Genomic DNA, 16,202 nt, shown 5'->3' with positions numbered 1-16,202 from the left:
TCGGAACCCAGATGCAAGGACAGGATGCTGATTCTGCCTCTCCACGCGCCGCATGCAAGCGCTTATTGCTGGCCGGGCTGGCGGTATCGGCATTGACCGCCTGCGCCAGCGGCGGCGGGCACCATGCGCCACATGCCGGGCGTAACGTGGGCGTGCTGCTGCCACTGAGCGGGAACAATGCGCGTCTGGGGCAGGAAATGCTGACCGCCACCCGCATGGCCATGAATACCCCGACCGCCCCGACGCTGGACGTACATGATACCGCGGCCCCGGGCAGCAGTGCCGGGGCTGCCGCCCAGGCCGCCATTGCGGCGGGTGACGGGCTGATCCTTGGCCCCCTGACTACCGATGACACCGCGCAGGCGGCAAAGGTCAGCGTACCCGCCAATATTCCCATGCTGGCCTTTACCAGTGATATTTCGGTAGCACAGCCCGGTGTATGGGCGCTGGGCATCGCGCCCGAACAGCAGGTGCGGCGCATGGTGCTGGCGGCGCACCAGCAGGGGCGGCAGCATTTCGCGGCCTTCCTGCCCAATAACCGGCTGGGGCAGGCGCTGGGGCAGGCCCTTCAGCGGGTGTGTGAGGAAAATGGCCTCCAGTCCCCGCAGGTCATGTTCCATGACAACACGCAGGAAGCCGTTACGGCCAGCCTGAAAACCCTGTCCGCCTATGACAGCCGCGCGGCCTCCGTGCCGCAGCCGGACCCGGCGGCGGCAACCGGGGCCGCTCCGGCCCCCGCCGCCCCGGCCCAGCCTGATGCGGCTGCGGTCGACCCCACCAATCCCGACGGTGCCGCCCCGGCGCAACCCACGGCGCAGGAAGCGGCCACGCCTGCGGTCGCCGCCACGCCGGTCGCTTTTCCGCCACCGCCCTTTGATGCGCTGCTGCTGGGGGATACGGGGCTGCAACTGGGCCAGGTCATCAACGCACTGGCGCAGGCGCATGTTGACAGCACGCAGGTACAGATCATGGGGCCCGGCCTGTGGGGCGCGTTCGCCAGCAAGCTCGGTACGCTGTCGGGTGCATGGTACGCAGCGCCCGATCCGGCCAGCAGGCAGGCCTTCGTGCAGCAGTTCATGGCGCGCTATCACCACATGCCAACCCCGCTTGCAGACCTGACCTATGATTCGGCGGCACTGGTCAAGGCGCTGGACCAGGCGCGCCCGGCGGGCAGCCCCAATGGCTATTCCGTGCAGGCGCTGACGCGGCCGGACGGGTTTGGCGGGGTGGATGGTGCGTTCGGTTTTCTGGAAAATGGCCGGACACGGCGTGATCTGGCCGTGTTCCAGATATTGCCGGGTGGCGGCAGCAGGATTGTCATTCCCCCGGCGGGCAGGCTGCGCCGCAGCGCCAATTAGGCGATGGCCTGAAATAATTTACCGACAGGAAATAAAAAGAGGTTCCGGGGTCGCCTTTTCAGATAAAGGCGACGTTCCCTGTAGCCAGCCCGGTAAAGCTTCACCGAACGTTTTCTTGTGGCCGCGGGCATGGTCCATGTAGCCTTCGGGCGCGGGCGGGAAGCCGCGATCAATTGCGGGGGATTAACCGCCGCCGTTCAGGCGGCGACCGTGGCCCCGTTCGACAGCACCGGGCGGATTGCGTGCAGTGCTGCTTCAAACGTGCGATAGGTGGCGATGGGGCGCTCGCGGATCTGGTCGATCAGCACCCAGCCCATGCCTTCCGGACGGACCATGTAGGCGGGGTTGGCGTTTTCACGCACCCAGACCAGAACATGCTCGATATCGGCCTCGTCATACTCGTTGCGGTCCAGCACATCCGCGTCACACAGGCCCATGCAGGCACCCGCCTGCAGCCAGCGCATCAGGTATTCACGGTGGCGCGGCAGCAGGCCCTGCCGCAGGGAAACCACATTGGTGGAAGAAACCTGCTGATCCATCATGTACATTTCGGTGGCCCCTCTGACTGTCTTGCTGTCGTGGCGTGACAACGTATGAACACGCTATTCATGCATGGCTGCTTTGCAAAACTGAATTTAGGCAAAAAAGCCGCAGAAACAGGCAGAAGGTTAATCCTGTGATAAAAAAGCAATAATTCGATATATAACTGACTATTTTTTAGGCTTCTTTGTGTGCATTTGCATATTCCATCGGCGATGAAGCCAGAGCCAGCAGCCCGGATGCTGCCGGATGATGCCTTCCATCCAGTCATTGACATGTTGTGTCAGATCCATCTGGTCCTGAATCCGGTCGCCACCATCGGGCAGGTCCAGCGGGGGGTGGACATGGATGCGCAGCCGCGCGGGGCCAAGGCGTTCCACATAACCGGGAATGACCGGGCAGCGCAGCCTTAGGGCCATGGCCGCCATGGCGCCTGCTGTCATGGCGGGCTGGCCGAAGAACCGGGCTTCCACGCCGTCATTCATCTTCTGGTCCACCAGCATGCCCAGATGCCCCCCTTTCAGGATATGCCCCAGCGCGCCACGTGCGCCGCGCGCGCCCTTGGCAAACAGTGGCACGGGCTGGCCCATTGCCTCGTCACGCAGGTCGCACAGAATCCGGTCCACCAGCGGATTGTTGGGCGCGCGGTAGAAGGAGGAAAACGGCAGCCCGTAACGCGCCACCGCAGGCGGCAGCATTTCCCAGTTGCCGATATGGCCGGATACGAAAATGACCGGACCGCCGCGTGCTGCCTGCGCCACAAGGTGTTCTGCCCCCACCACGTCCCAGCCGGGGCCGGGGTCACCGTTGCGGGGCAGGGTGGCCAGATGCGGGAATTCCCCCGCGTTGCGGCCGATATTGTCCCACATGTCGCGTATGACCGCCCGGCGTGCGGGACCATCCAGTTCGGGCATGGCCATGCGCAGGTTGGCGTCGGCAATGCGGGAGACCGGCAGGCGTGGTCCCACCGTGCGGCACAGCCATCCCCCCAGGTTGGAGGCCCGGACCGGTCCGATTCGGCGGAACAGCGCCAGCAGCCCACGCACGAACAGGGCTTCAAGGCGCATCTGCCGGGTGGTGGGGCGGGTGGGGTCTGTCTGGGTCATCCGTCTTTCCTGTCCAGCCACAGGTCCAGTATCCGTTCGGGCATGGCGGCGTCGTTCCATGCCAGTGCCAGCCCGACGGTGTGGACCTGCCGCCGCCAGGAAGCGGGCAGGCGCACGGCGTCCTTCAGGGTGGTGACAAGGCAGGCATCCTGCCGCGTGGCCAGTGTGCGCAGGTGCTGCCAGTCCGCCGGGGTATAGGGATGGTGATCGGCAAAACCCACGCAGCGGACGGGGGGAATGCCCGCGCGGGCCAGTCCGTCAAAGAACCGGGCGGGATGTGCGATTCCGGCAAAGGCAATGACCGGCCGCCCGCGTGGCACGTCGCTCACGTCCTGGCGCAGTGTTGCCGTAAAACAGGGCAGGCCGGGTTCCAGCCAGCGGGTCACGCCGTATTCATCCGGCCCGATCACCACAACGCCCTGTGCCCGTGCCAGCCCGGCGGGCACGGGTTCGCGCAGTGGCCCGGCAGGCAGTACGCGGCCATTGCCGAATCCTGTCCGCCCGTTCACCACCACCAGGGCGATATCGGGGCACAGGGTCGGGTTCTGCAATCCGTCATCCATGATCAGGCAGTCCGCGCCTTCGGCTATGGCCTGACGGGCGGCGCGCGCACGGTTGGCGCCCACATGGCAGGGGGCGATCCGGGCCAGCAGGAGCGGTTCATCACCCACATCGCGCGCCGTGTGCCGTGTGGGGTCTACCCGTATGCCCTGCGTCATCCGGCCGCCATAACCGCGTGACAGGAAAGCCGGCCTGCGCCCGCGTGCAATGGCGCGTTGTGCAAGGTCAAGTGCCAGTGGCGTCTTGCCCGCGCCACCCGCACCAATATTGCCGCAGCACAGGACCGGCACGGGTGCGGACCAGCCCGCGCCGCGCATCCGGTACGCCGTGGCCGCGCCATACAGCCACCCCAGCGGGGCAAGAAGGCGCGCGGCCCCCCCCGGCTGCGAGGGGGGACGCCACCAGAAGGCCGGGGCGCGCATTACCCGCCCCCCGGTGCCAGCAGGGCGTGGGCCACCCGGCGGGCGACTTCCGGATCGGGTGCGGCAAGGCGACTGGTCCTGGCCCCCAGTGCCCGGGCGCTGGCAGGCTGCTGGAGCAGCGGGATGACCCATGCCGCGATATCCTGTGCCGTATGGACCCTGCGCGCGCAATCGCCCAGCCGCGCATAGGCGGCGCGGAAATTGCCTGTCTGTGGCCCGGTTGCGATGGGGCAGCCCATATGGGCGGGCTCGGCCGGGTTATGGCCGCCGCCCGTGCAGCCGGGCAGGCTGTTGCCCAGCAGTACGGGTGCGCCAAGACCGTAGAACAGCCCGGTCTCGCCCAATGTATCGCCTATCCATACGCCATCATGAATGCTGGGCCACTGCTCCAGCGCGCGGCGGGGTGGCGCGGGGGTGGCCATGGTTGCGATTTCGGTCCCGCGATCGGGGTGGCGGGGAATGATGATGGCCAGTGCGTCCGGCACGGCCTGCCGCACCAATTCCGCCGCCGCGATCAGGACCGGTTCTTCACCCTGGTGAGTCGAGGCCGCGATCCAGACCGGGCGGCCGGCAAGCCCGTGGCGCAATGCGGCCAGTTCTGCCGGGTTGCACGGCAGGGGGGGCGCTGCATCCTTCAGGTCGGCCACGAGATCAATCCGGGATGCGCCGCCCTGTTCCAGGCGGCCGGCATCTTCCATGCTGCGGGCCATCACCCAGCCGAAAGCGGACAGCATGCGGCGCAGCAGGCAGTGTGCCCGGCGCCACCCGGCCAGCGAGCGGTCGGACAGTCGCCCATTGACCAGTGCCAGTGCAATCTGCCGGTGCTGGCAGGCGGCAATCAGGTTGGGCCACAGTTCGCTTTCCACCAGCGCGGCCACATCAGGCCGCCAGGAATCCAGAAAGCGCGCGACCCAGCGTGGTACGTCAAGCGGGGCGAACTGGTGGATCACGCGCCCATGCCCTGCCATGTCGGCCACACGCGCCACCAGTACCTCGGCTCCCGTTACGGTGCCGGTGGTGACAAGCACATGCACGGATGGGTCATTGATCAGTAGCTGGCCGATCACCGGTATGATCGCCACGTTTTCCCCCACGCTGGAAGCATGGAGCCATATCAGCCGGCCTGCGGGCCGCGACCGGCTGGCGATGCCCCGCCGCTGGGGCAGGCAGGCTGCGATTTCCCGGCCCCGGCGCGCCCGCCTGCGCAGGTTTGCACGCAGCACGGGGGCAAGCAGTGAGGCCAGTCCCCACCAGCCTGCACCCAGTAGGGCCGCGCACAGGTCCCGCCCCGTTATGTGCATACGGGTCATGGCGTAAGCAGCGGTAAAACACGGTTGCGCATGATGGTGCGGTAACACGCCGCGCGCCGGGGGGAAAGCAGGCGGGCTTTCCCACCCCACCGGTCAGCCCAGGAAGCGGCGCAGCCCCAGCCCCTGCGGGCGCTCATGCAGGGTGGAAGGCTGGTAGGCGATGGTGATGATCTCATGCGCCTGCCGCCACACGCTTATGTCTTCCGCGCGTTCGGTCTGCACGGTGGTCACGCCGCAGCGCAGCAGGAATTCGTACTGGTCGGGCAGCGGCTTGCCGGTGGCGCGGATCTCACCCTTAAAGCCCAGATGCTCACGCAGGGCGCGGGCCTGCGTAAACGCCCGCCCGTCACGGAATATGGGGAAGGTGACCGCCACCAGTTCCAGCCGGGGCAGGGCCGTGCGCAGCACCGCCACATCCACATCCGGTGCAATGGCCACGCCCAGCGGGGCGTCACCCGTGCGGGCAAGCCCTTCCTCAAGCCGTTCGAGGGGAACGATCACCGCACCTTCCGGCAGGGGTTCACCGTCCACCGCCACATGCCAGCGGTCCGGCGTGATCTGGCCGTTCTCAAGCAGGGGCATAGACGGCATCCTTGAAGCTGGCGGCGCCAAGGCGCCGGTAGGTGTCGAGAAACTGCTCATTGTCATGGCGCAGCACAAGATAGGCGTCGATCAGCCGGGCAATGGCGTCCACCGTTTCATCTTCCGGCAGGGCCGGGCCGATGATCTGGCCGATGGCCACATCCCTGCCTGCCGAACCGCCAAGGGTAAGCTGGAAGAATTCCTGCCCGCGCTTGTCCACGCCCAGAATGCCGATATGCCCCGCATGATGGTGCCCGCAGGCATTGATGCAGCCCGAGATGTTGATGTTGAGCGGCCCGATGCGCTCCTGCAGTTCGGGGTTGGCGAAGCGTGCGCTCAGTTTCTGTGCGATGGGGATGGAGCGCGCATTGGCCAGCGCGCAGTAATCCAGCCCCGGGCAGGCGATGATGTCGCCCACCAGCCCGATATTGGGCGTGGCCAGGTTCGCGGCCGCCAGCTTGCGCCACAGGTCGTGCAGCTGGTCCTTGCGCACATGGCCCAGCACCACGTTCTGCATGTGGGTCACGCGGATTTCGCCAAAGGAATGGCTGTCCGCCAGATCGGCCACAAGATCCATCTGGTCGGCGGTGATGTCGCCTGGAATGCCGCCATCGGGCTTGACCGAGATGACCGCGCAGATGAAGCCCTCGTGCCGGTGGGGATGGGTGTTGGTGCGTACCCAGCGGTCAAAGGCCGGGTCCGCTTTACGGCTGGCCGCCAGTGTCTGTTCCGCATCGGCCGGGGCGTTCAGCGGGGGAATGCCGAAGCGCGCGCGGATGCCGTCCACAATGGCGGGGTCAAGCCGGTAGTCCGCGCGGTTCATCAGCGCGAATTCCGCGTCCACCTTTTCCCGGAATGCCTCGACACCAAGGGCCTGCACCAGAATCTTGATGCGCGCCTTGTACATGTTGTCGCGTCGGCCATAGGCATTGTACACGCGCACGATCGCCTCGAGATAGGCGACCAGGTCCTCTTCGGGCAGGGTGTCACGCAGCTTGACGCCAATGATCGGCGTACGGCCAAGCCCGCCGCCCACGAACACGTCAAACACCGGCCGCCCCTGCGGGCCGGGACGTGCCACCAGCCCGATATCATGGAAGCGGGCGGCCACCCGGTCATGCGGGCTGCCACTGATGGCAATCTTGAACTTGCGCGGCAGGAAGGTGAATTCGGGGTGCAGGGTGGACCACTGGCGCAGGATCTCGGCATGGATGCGCGGATCAAGCAGTTCGTCGGCAGCCGCCCCCGCAAACTCGTCGCATGTCACGTTGCGGATGCAGTTGCCGCTGGTCTGGATGGCATGCATGTCCACACCGGCAAGGTGTTCGAGGATATCGGGCGTATCTTCCAGCCGGATCCAGTTGAACTGCACGTTCTGGCGCGTGGTGAAATGCCCGTAATCGCGGTCATACGTACGTGCGATATGGGCCAGCGCGCGCATCTGGTCAGAGCCCATCATGCCATAGGGCACGGCCACGCGCAGCATGTAGGCGTGAAGCTGCAGGTACAGCCCGTTCATCAGGCGCAGCGGCTTGAACTCGTCCTCGCTCAGGTCGCCGGCCACGCGGCGGGCCACCTGCTCGCGGAACTGGGCCACGCGCTGCGACAGGAAGGTACGGTCCACCTGGTCATAGGCATATCGCCCGACCGGCAGGGTCGTGGTGTCAGTGGACATCGGATGTCTCCACGGGCGCGAAATCAGGATGGACACTCGGCCCGAACGCCCGGATGCGTTCACGGACCGTAAGGGGGGTGAGACCGGTGGCATCAGGGTCAAGCTGCACGCCATAAATGCCGACAACCGTGCGGGCTTCCGGCATGGCCCTGGCCTGTTTTATGGCGTCCTCGATTTCCGCATTGTCGAACACGCGGGCATGGGTGATCAGTTCCGACCAGCCCTGTGCGGCAAGCCAGACAATCCGGCCATCAAGCAGGCGGTTGGCGGTAATGACGCTTGCGCCGGTGCTGTCCCGGCGATTGTTCCTGACATCCACTTGTAAACCGATCCCCTTCAGGCAACAGGTTTCATTTCTATCGACACTGGTAGGAAAAGGCGCACGCATTTACAAGCGCACGCCCTGCCTTAATTTCAGCCCGCACCTGTATTCATGGCCCACCCGGCGCGGTACGGGTGGGCCGGTACGTTCAGGACTGCTGGCGCCGCGCGCCATCGTCCAGCCGGATCGCGTCACCGATATAGGTGGCAAGGCGGGCGGCCGTCTCGTCGCTTGTGGCGCCTGCCGTCTCCAGCCGCAGGGCCGGGTTGGCGGGGGCCTCATAAGGCGCGTCGATGCCGGTGAAGCCTTCGATTCTGCCTGCGCGGGCGGCAGCATACAGCCCCTTGGGGTCACGCTGCTCACAGGTGGCCTGTGGCGTATCGATGAAGATTTCATGGAAACCCTCGCCCACGATCTGGCGGGCCAGCTCGCGGTCCGCCACGGTGGGGGAGATCAGCGCCACGATCACCACCTGGCCACTTTCGGCCAGGATGCGGGCCACGGCGGCGGCACGGCGCACGTTCTCGCGCCGGTCGGCATCCGAGAAGCCCAGGTCCGAGCACAGCCCCGCGCGCAGCGTGTCACCATCCAGTACCGATACGTCGATGCCACGGGCGAACAGGCGGTTTTCCGCCCCGCGCGCCAGCGTGCTCTTGCCCGCGCCCGGCAGCCCGGTCATCCAGAATACACCGCCACGATGCCCCTTGGCGCGTGCCCGGTCCCATGGCGAGACGGCGCTGCCCGTGGGGTGGATGGCATTGCGGCCGGCAACGCTCTCGGCCACGCCAATCAGCGGCGCGCCGCCCACGATCTGCTGGTTACGGTCCACCAGTACGCCGCGCCCATCCGCCGTGCCGGGCAGGAAGGGGTCGAACAGCATGGTTTCGGATACGGCCAGCGTAATCTCGGCAAAGCCTTCGGGCGGGACTTCGGCGGCGGGGTGTTCGGTCAGGTCTTCCAGCCGCACCACGGAATCAATGGCGGCAACCGTTACCTGATGTTCAGCGGTGGCAAGGCGCAGCCTGAAGCTTTCCCCCACGCGCAGCGGTTCCTGGCGCAGCCAGAACAGGCGGGTGCGGATGCGCGCGGCGCGCAGCGGCGCATGGTCGGCCGGGAACAGGAAGTCACCCCGGTCGGGGATCACGTCCGGCTCCAGTGTAACCGCAACCGACTGCCCTGCAATGGCCGCGACCTGCGGGGCGGTGTGCCAGCTTTCGATGGTGGCGATGCGCGCGCGTGCGCCATGCGTGCCGATCACCACCTCGTCGCCCACGCGGATGCGCCCGCGTTCGATCCGGCCCACGACCACGCGCTTGGTATCAAAACGGTAGACATCCTGCACCGGCAGGCGCAGCGGCAGGTCGGCGCGTGAGGAAGGAGCGGGGACGGCGGCCAGCGCTTCGGTCAGCGTGGGGCCTTTGTACCACGGCATTTTATCGGAGCGTGAGGCCATGTTGTCGCCTTCACGCGCGGAGGCGGGGACGAACACGGTCGGCTCGATTTCAAGCTGGTGCAGCAGGGTGGTGATGTCGCGCTCGGCGGCCTCGATCTTCTTCTGGTCGTAATCCAGGATATCGACCTTGTTCATCAGCACGATGACATGGCGGATCCCGATCAGGCGCAGCAGCATGGCGTGGCGGCGGGTCTGTTCCTGCGCGCCTTCATTCGCATCCACCACCAGCACGGCGGCTTCGGCATCGGCGGCACCGGTAATCATGTTGCGCAGGAACTGGCGGTGGCCCGGCGCATCCACGATCACGAACTGGCGCTTGCCCAGACGGAAGGGAATGCGGGTGGAATCCACCGTAACACCCTGGTCACGCTCGATCTGCAGGCTGTCGAGCAGGAAGCTCCATTCCACCGCGAGTCCGCGCTTCTTGCTGGATTCAATGATCTGGGCCACGCGCCCGTCGGGCAGGCTGTCGGTATCATACAGCAGGCGGCCGATCAGGGTGGACTTGCCATGGTCGACATGGCCCACGATCACGATGGGGGTCGCGGCTTCCTGCGGGGCAGGGGTCGGGACTGTATTCATTGTCATATAACTCCGTCCTGTCCGCTCAGAGATAACCGGCCACGCGCAGGCGTTCGAACGCGTCTTCGGATTCATGGTCCATGGCGCGCCCCGCACGTTCGGAGGTGCGCGAGGTTTCGAGTTCGGCAATCACCTCGGCCACGGTCGTGGCATTGCTTTCCACCGGGCTGGTGATGTCCTGATCCCCCAGGGAGCGGTAGCGCTTGCCGTCCCTGGCAAAATACAGGTCAACCAGCGGGATGCCCTCGCGCTCGATGTAGCGCCAGATGTCGATCTCACGCCACGACAGCAGGGGGTGGACGCGCACATGCATGCCGGGCTCGTGCGGGGTGGCGTACTGGTCCCAGAATTCGGGGGGCTGGTTGCGCACATCCCATTTGTGGCCCGAGCCACGGGGGCTGAACACGCGTTCCTTGGCACGGGTGGCCTGTTCGTCACGGCGGATGCCCGCGATCACGCCCGCCAGCTTGTACTTGTCGATCATGGCGGCAAGCCCTGCCGTCTTGCGCGCGGCGGAACGGGCGGCGGGCGGCAGGGTGGGGTCGATTTCCTCTACCGGCGGGCAGTCGCCCAGCAGCAGGTCCAGGTTCCACTTCTTGGTATATTCATCGCGGAACTGGTACATCTCGGGGAATTTCTTGCCCGTATCGACATGCATCACGGGAAAGGGCACGCGACCGAGGAAGGCCTTGCGCGCCAGCCAGACCATGACATTGGAATCCTTGCCCAGCGACCACAGCATCGCCAGCGGCTTCAGCTTCCGGTAGGCTTCACGCAGGATGAAGATGCTCTGCGCCTCGAGTTGGTCGAGATCGTCCATGGAATTAAGACCTTCCGTTACAGGAAAGAAAACAGGCGGCCGGTATGGCCGGTTAAGGGGAAACCCCCGCCATTCAGCTGGCGGTGGGAAGGTGAATGCCGCATTCCGTCTTGGCCTGACCGGCCCAGCGGCCCTGGCGCGGGTCTTCGCCTTCCGCCACGGGCCGGGTGCACGGCGCGCACCCGATCGAAGGGTAGCCGCGCAGGGTAAGCGGGTGGCGCGGCAGGTTGCGGCGCGTGATTTCGGCATCAAGTTCGCGCGGGGTCCAGGCGATCAGCGGGTTGATCTTGATCCTGCCGCCCGCGGCCTCTTCCACCACCGGCAGCCCCTGCCGGGTTGCGGCCTGACTGCGCTTGCGCCCGGTAATCCACGCATCGAACGGGATCATGGCCTCATCCAGCGGTTCGACCTTGCGTAGCGCGCAGCAGGCATCGGGGTCGAACGCCCAGAGCTGGCCCTGAGGGTCACGTTTCTCGATCTGTTTTTCAGCCGGGTGGAGGTCACGCACGTCACGCAGGCCCAGCACGCGGGCCAGTTCCTGCCGGTATTCCAGCGTTTCGGGAAAATGCTGGCCGGTCTGCAGGAACAGGACCGGCACGTCGGGGTCAATTTCAGCGGCAAGGGCCAGCATGACCGCCGATTCCGCCCCGAAGGAGGAAACCAGGGCAATCCGCCCGCGCAGCCGCGTCAGGGCGGCCCGAAGGACCGCGGGCGCATCTTCGCCCGCCGCCTTCAGGGCCGCCATAATCTCCGCATTGATGCGCATAATGTCCTCCACGCCAGATTTTACACTAGGTCAGGGCGTTCTTTTCACGCCACACCTAACCCTCACGGAGCGTAAAATCAAGAGAAGCGCGACATTTATACATATTTTTTTGCAAAATTGTCCATCTCCCGCCCGGCCCTGTCGGTCGGGCGGGTTCCATCCCCGGTTCAGCGGCTCATCAGCACGGTAATGTCGCTGTTTTCCAGCATATGCCGCGTCACACCGCCCAGAATCATCTGACGCAGGCGGGAGTGGGAATAGGCCCCCATGACAAGCATGTCGGCGTTGAAGGCGTGGGCGGCGGCCAGCATGTCCTCGCCCACCGGGTGGGAATCACTACCAAATTCGTGAATATGCGCGGTTACACCGTGAAGCGAGAGAAAGGAGCTGACATGACGTGCCTCCGGTCCCGGCCGCTGGTAGGCGGGACTGTACAGGATGCACACCGCCTGCGCGCGGCGCAGCAGGGGAAGGGCATGGTGGATGGCCGATGCCGCCTCCGACGTGCCGTTCCAGCCAATGCAGATGCGCTTTCCCACCGTGGGCGGGGCGACGGGGGGGACGATGATCACGCCCTGCCCACTTTCAAACAACACGGCGTGCAGTGTGTCGGAGGAGGAGACATCCCCCTCCGGGTTGGGCTGGCGCAGCACGACAAGGTCCGACAGCCGCGCCTGGAAGGCCACGACACTGCGGGTATGGCCGCTATGGGCAATGAAACTGGCCGACAGGGCATGCATGCCCGCGGGCGAGAAAGGCGAATCAACCGCCACGACCGGGATCTTCTCGCGCACGATGAATGCATCGAACAGCGCGCGTACGCCGTGCAGGCGAGCGGCACTTTCCTTGAGCGCGGCGGTAATCATGTCCTGTACCATCGCACCCGACAGGCCTTCACCCACCAGGGGGCCGACTTCCTGCATGTCGGTGCCGACATGCAGTACGGCGAGATGGGCGTCAAACATGCGTGCGATGGCGCCGCCGACCTGCAGCGCGCTTTCCGCGTGACTCATTCCACCCAGGGGCAGCAATATCCTGCGCACACACATCCGGTTTCTCTCCTGATCCGCCGGCACCACGCCGTGGCGGCGCCTTTCAGGGGAGAGAACGGACCAGCCGCCCCTAAGTTCAGGAATCAGGGGTAAAGGCGTTCGCTGCTCCATGCCCCGTCCGTGCCCTCGCGGTCCCACACCACCCGGTCGTGCAGGCGGTAGGGGCGGTCCTGCCAGAACTCGAAATGCCGGGGCACCAGGCGAAATCCGCTCCAGTTGGCGGGGCGGGGAATGACCGCGTCCGGTTCGGGGTAGCGGGCTTCCAGTTCCGCCACGGCTGCCTCGAATACCGCGCGGTCGGCCAGCGGGTGCGACTGGTTCGATGCAATTGCCCCCAGGCGCGAGATACGGCTGCGGCTGGCGAAATAGGCGTCGGCCTCGGCCGGCGTGACCGGCTCCACCGGGCCTTCGATGCGGATCTGGCGGCGGATGCTTTTCCAGTGGAACAGCAGGGCCGCCTGCGGGTTGGCCGCAAGCTCGCCGGCCTTGCGGCTGTTGAGGTTGGTGTAGAACACAAAGCCGCGCCGGTCGGCCCCCTTGAGCAGGATCATGCGCACCGACGGTCGCCCGTCCGGCGTTGCGGTGGCCAGCGCCATGGCATTGGGGTCGTTCGGTTCATGGGCGGTGGCATCCGCCATCCAGGTTTCGAAAAGGGTGAACGGGTCGGCATCAAGGGCAATGAGGGGAAGGGTCATGAAAGGGCTGTTCCGCGGTGCTGGCTGTCCCGCATTCCCGGTTCCGCGCGGGGCGGAACGGGTCATGCGGAAACATATGGAAACATAAGGTAAGTTACCGTGCGAGGAATATTAGCTACAATTACGCCATTCGGCATCTTGTCCGAAACGGCAGCTTGTGCAACCACGAGGCCGAAATTTCATCCGTCATTCACCATTAAGGATATACGAGCATGTCAGACGGCGCGCCCAAAATCTCCATCAAGGGAACATTGATGAAAGGGAAGCGGGGGCTTGTCATGGGGGTGGCGAATGACCGCTCCATCGCCTGGGGCATTGCGCGCGCCGTGGCGGAGCAGGGCGGGGAACTGGCCTTTACCTATCAGGGCGAAGCGCTGGGCAAGCGCGTGCGCCCGCTGGCCGAAAGTGTCGGCTCGACGCTGGTGCTGCCGTGTGACGTGAGCGATGACGCGGCCATTGACGCGACCTTTGACGCGATCGAAAAGGAATGGGGCAAGATCGACTTCCTGGTCCATGCCATCGGCTGGGCGGACAAGCAGTTCCTGCGCGGGCGCTATGTCGATACCCCGCGTGACGCCTTTCTCAAGGCGCTGGACATCTCATGCTATTCCTTCACCGCCGTGGCCCGCCGTGCGGCCGCGATCATGAACCCCGGCGGCTCGCTGCTCACGCTTACCTACCTTGGTGCCGAGCGCGTCATGCCACATTACAACGTGATGGGCGTGGCCAAGGCGGCCCTTGAGGCTTCGGTGCGCTACATGGCGGTGGATCTGGGCAGCGAGGGCATTCGCGTCAACGGCATTTCGGCGGGGCCGGTCATGACGCTGGCGGCCAACGGGATCGGTGATTTCCGCTATATCCTGAAATGGAACCAGTACAATTCCCCGCTGGAGCGCAACGTGTCGCTTGAGGAAGTGGGCGGGGCGGGGCTGTACATGCTCTCCGACCTGTCGGGTGGCGTGACCGGTGAGATCCACCACGTTGATTCCGGCTACCATATTGTCGGTATGAAGAACCCCACCGCGCCGGACATCACGGTCGCGGGTAACTGATCGCGGGAAGCCTGCCTGTATGTCCTATAATACCTTCGGCCATCTGTTCCGTGTCACGACATGGGGGGAAAGCCACGGCCCCGCCATTGGCTGCGTGATCGATGGCTGCCCGCCTGGTCTGGCGCTTGACGTGGCGGATATCCAGCCCTGGCTGGACCGCCGCAGGCCCGGCCAGTCGAAATTCACCACCCAGCGGCAGGAGGCCGATCAGGTCGAGATCCTGTCCGGCGTGTTCGAAGGCAGGACGACAGGCACCCCCATTTCACTGCTGATCCGCAATACCGACCAGCGCTCGCGTGATTATGGTGATATCGCCACCCGTTACCGCCCCGGCCATGCCGATGTGGCCTATGACATGAAATACGGCATCCGCGATTATCGTGGCGGCGGCCGGTCCTCCGCGCGGGAGACGGCCATGCGCGTGGCCGCCGGTGCCGTGGCGCGCAGGGTACTGGGCGGCGGCGTGCGCATTCGTGCAGCCCTGGTCCAGATCGGGCCGCATGCGGTTGACCGCGCGCGTATGGACTGGGATCTGGTAAACGCCAATCCGCTGTTCTGCCCGGATGCGGGCATGCTGCCGGTGTGGGAAGACTATCTGGCGGATATCCGCAGGAACGGTTCCTCCATCGGCGCCGTGATCGAGGTGGTGGCCGAAGGCGTGCCGCCGGGGCTGGGCGCGCCGATCTATGGCAAGCTGGATTCCGACCTTGCCATGGCGTTGATGAGCATCAACGCCGTCAAGGGGGTCGAGATCGGGGAAGGGTTTGCATCCGCCTGCCTGACGGGGGAGGAAAATGCCGATCCGATGCGCATGGAAAACGGCAGGGTCCGGTTCGCTTCCAACCACGCGGGCGGCGTGCTGGGTGGCATTTCCACCGGCCAGCCGGTCATTGCGCGTTTTGCGGTCAAACCGACCAGTTCAATCCTGACGCCCGTTCCCTCCGTCACGCGCGAAGGGGAGAACGTGGATGTCATGACCAGGGGGCGTCATGACCCCTGTGTCGGTATCCGCGCCGTGCCGGTGGGTGAAGCGATGATGGCCTGCGTTCTGGCTGATCACCTGCTGCGCCACCGGGGGCAGGTGGGCAATCTGGAACCGGTGATCCTGTAACCTGACGGCTGGCAGATGCCCTTCACCGGGGGTGGCAGGTCTGGCGTGGTACGAGGTCTGGCGCGGAACGCCTGTGCGCCCCGCGCCATCCGGCAGCTCAGCCCTTCAGCTTTGCATCCAGCGTGATGGTGGCGTTGAACAGCTTGGAAACGGGGCAGCCTGCCTTGGCCTTTTCCGCCAGTTCCCGGAACTGTTCCTCCGTCGCATTCGGGATTGCGGCTTCCAGGGTCAGCTTCGCGGCCGTGATGGCAAAGCCTTCGCCCTGTTTTTCCAGGACGATCTCGGATTTCGCGTCAAGCGACGTGGCCGTAAGCCCCGCGCCACCCAGAATGCCCGATAGCGCCATGGCAAAGCATGCGGCGTGGGCCGCCCCCAGCAGTTCCTCGGGGTTGGTGCCGGGGCTGCCCTCGAAACGGGTGTTGAAACCATAGGGCTGGTTCCGCAGCGAGCCACTCTGGGTCGAGATTTCGCCCCTGCCGTCCTTCAGTCCGCCTGACCAGTGTGCTGTCGCGTATTTGGTGATCGCCATGGGGGATCGGTCCTTTGTCCGTGATCGGGATATCGGGCGCGCGCGCCGATGGATGGCATGGCATCCGTGCGCAGGCTAACCCGATGATGGTAAAAAAGTTGCATCACGATTGCCCGGACGGTCCCGCGGGTCTTGCAATATGCGTCGGGAACGGCCATATCCCGCCACGGCCCCATGTGGGGGCCAATTCACACGTGAAGCCAAAACCTCTGGTGTCCTGCAAAGGGCGTGCTTCACGGAGGATAAACCAGACACAAGGATTTAGC

Annotated in this window: 16 protein-coding genes; 3 read left to right on the top strand and 13 right to left on the bottom strand. The window is 65.4% G+C overall.

Annotation, left to right across the window (positions count from 1 at the left end; genetic code table 11):
* Positions 1-11 precede the first annotated feature (11 nt).
* Complete coding sequence (locus CFR78_RS08660) at positions 12-1,358, top strand: penicillin-binding protein activator (RefSeq protein ID WP_051672021.1); 1,347 nt, start codon at positions 12-14, stop codon at positions 1,356-1,358.
* Positions 1,359-1,555: 197 nt separating this feature from the next.
* On the opposite strand, the gene CFR78_RS08655 is transcribed toward CFR78_RS08660, so the two are convergent.
* From CFR78_RS08655 to pdxH, 12 genes are all read right to left on the bottom strand, one after another.
* Positions 1,556-1,900, bottom strand: coding sequence for a hypothetical protein (locus CFR78_RS08655; RefSeq protein WP_034928414.1), 345 nt, complete (start codon positions 1,898-1,900; stop codon positions 1,556-1,558).
* A 168-nt stretch (positions 1,901-2,068) separates the two neighbouring features.
* The gene (locus CFR78_RS08650) at positions 2,069-3,004 is read right to left on the bottom strand and encodes an LpxL/LpxP family acyltransferase (protein ID WP_034928201.1); all 936 of its coding nucleotides are present in this window, start codon (positions 3,002-3,004) and stop codon (positions 2,069-2,071) included.
* Positions 3,001-3,987 carry a tetraacyldisaccharide 4'-kinase gene (gene lpxK / locus CFR78_RS08645; protein WP_034928204.1) on the bottom strand — a complete coding sequence of 329 codons (987 nt, stop codon included), beginning with the start codon at positions 3,985-3,987 and terminating at the stop codon, positions 3,001-3,003. The genes CFR78_RS08650 and lpxK overlap by 4 nt, the downstream gene beginning before the upstream one ends.
* Entirely contained in the window at positions 3,987-5,297 is a 1,311-nt protein-coding gene (locus CFR78_RS08640; protein WP_034928207.1) for a 3-deoxy-D-manno-octulosonic acid transferase, read from the bottom strand. The genes lpxK and CFR78_RS08640 overlap by 1 nt, the downstream gene beginning before the upstream one ends.
* Before the next feature lie 93 nt (positions 5,298-5,390).
* A complete protein-coding gene (locus CFR78_RS08635) occupies positions 5,391-5,879 on the bottom strand; it encodes a DUF934 domain-containing protein (RefSeq protein WP_034928210.1) in 489 nt (162 codons plus the stop codon).
* On the bottom strand, positions 5,866-7,554 hold the full coding sequence (locus CFR78_RS08630) for a nitrite/sulfite reductase (protein ID WP_034928213.1): 1,689 nt from the start codon (positions 7,552-7,554) through the stop codon (positions 5,866-5,868). The genes CFR78_RS08635 and CFR78_RS08630 overlap by 14 nt, the downstream gene beginning before the upstream one ends.
* Positions 7,544-7,873, bottom strand: a complete 330-nt coding sequence (locus CFR78_RS08625) for a DUF2849 domain-containing protein (RefSeq protein ID WP_034928216.1) — start codon at positions 7,871-7,873, stop codon at positions 7,544-7,546. The genes CFR78_RS08630 and CFR78_RS08625 overlap by 11 nt, the downstream gene beginning before the upstream one ends.
* A 151-nt stretch (positions 7,874-8,024) precedes the next feature.
* Positions 8,025-9,911 (bottom strand): adenylyl-sulfate kinase, encoded by a 1,887-nt coding sequence (cysC, locus tag CFR78_RS08620; protein ID WP_181417513.1) that lies wholly within the window; start codon positions 9,909-9,911, stop codon positions 8,025-8,027.
* 25 nt (positions 9,912-9,936) lie between these two features.
* Positions 9,937-10,731 (bottom strand): sulfate adenylyltransferase subunit CysD, encoded by a 795-nt coding sequence (gene cysD / locus CFR78_RS08615; protein WP_034928221.1) that lies wholly within the window; start codon positions 10,729-10,731, stop codon positions 9,937-9,939.
* A 73-nt stretch (positions 10,732-10,804) separates the two neighbouring features.
* Complete coding sequence (locus CFR78_RS08610) at positions 10,805-11,497, bottom strand: phosphoadenylyl-sulfate reductase (protein ID WP_034928224.1); 693 nt, start codon at positions 11,495-11,497, stop codon at positions 10,805-10,807.
* Between the two features lie 167 nt (positions 11,498-11,664).
* Positions 11,665-12,510 (bottom strand): universal stress protein, encoded by an 846-nt coding sequence (locus CFR78_RS08605; RefSeq protein ID WP_051672017.1) that lies wholly within the window; start codon positions 12,508-12,510, stop codon positions 11,665-11,667.
* Positions 12,511-12,632: 122 nt separating this feature from the next.
* Complete coding sequence (pdxH, locus tag CFR78_RS08600; protein WP_034928230.1) at positions 12,633-13,244, bottom strand: pyridoxamine 5'-phosphate oxidase; 612 nt, start codon at positions 13,242-13,244, stop codon at positions 12,633-12,635.
* A gap of 212 nt (positions 13,245-13,456) precedes the next feature.
* Here pdxH and fabI point away from each other — a divergent pair, with 212 nt between their 5' ends.
* Positions 13,457-14,296: an enoyl-ACP reductase FabI gene (gene fabI, locus CFR78_RS08595; RefSeq protein WP_007400485.1), complete on the top strand. Its 840-nt coding sequence runs from the start codon at positions 13,457-13,459 to the stop codon at positions 14,294-14,296.
* Positions 14,297-14,315: 19 nt separating this feature from the next.
* Positions 14,316-15,407, top strand: a complete 1,092-nt coding sequence (gene aroC, locus CFR78_RS08590; RefSeq protein WP_034928235.1) for a chorismate synthase — start codon at positions 14,316-14,318, stop codon at positions 15,405-15,407.
* A gap of 97 nt (positions 15,408-15,504) precedes the next feature.
* On the opposite strand, the gene CFR78_RS08585 is transcribed toward aroC, so the two are convergent.
* The gene (locus CFR78_RS08585) at positions 15,505-15,936 is read right to left on the bottom strand and encodes an OsmC family peroxiredoxin (protein ID WP_007400487.1); all 432 of its coding nucleotides are present in this window, start codon (positions 15,934-15,936) and stop codon (positions 15,505-15,507) included.
* Between the last annotated feature and the right edge of the window lie 266 nt (positions 15,937-16,202).

The sequence above is a fragment of the Komagataeibacter rhaeticus genome (genome assembly GCF_003207855.1).
Classification (GTDB): domain Bacteria; phylum Pseudomonadota; class Alphaproteobacteria; order Acetobacterales; family Acetobacteraceae; genus Komagataeibacter; species Komagataeibacter rhaeticus.
This window is presented reverse-complemented; position numbering and strand designations above follow the sequence as displayed.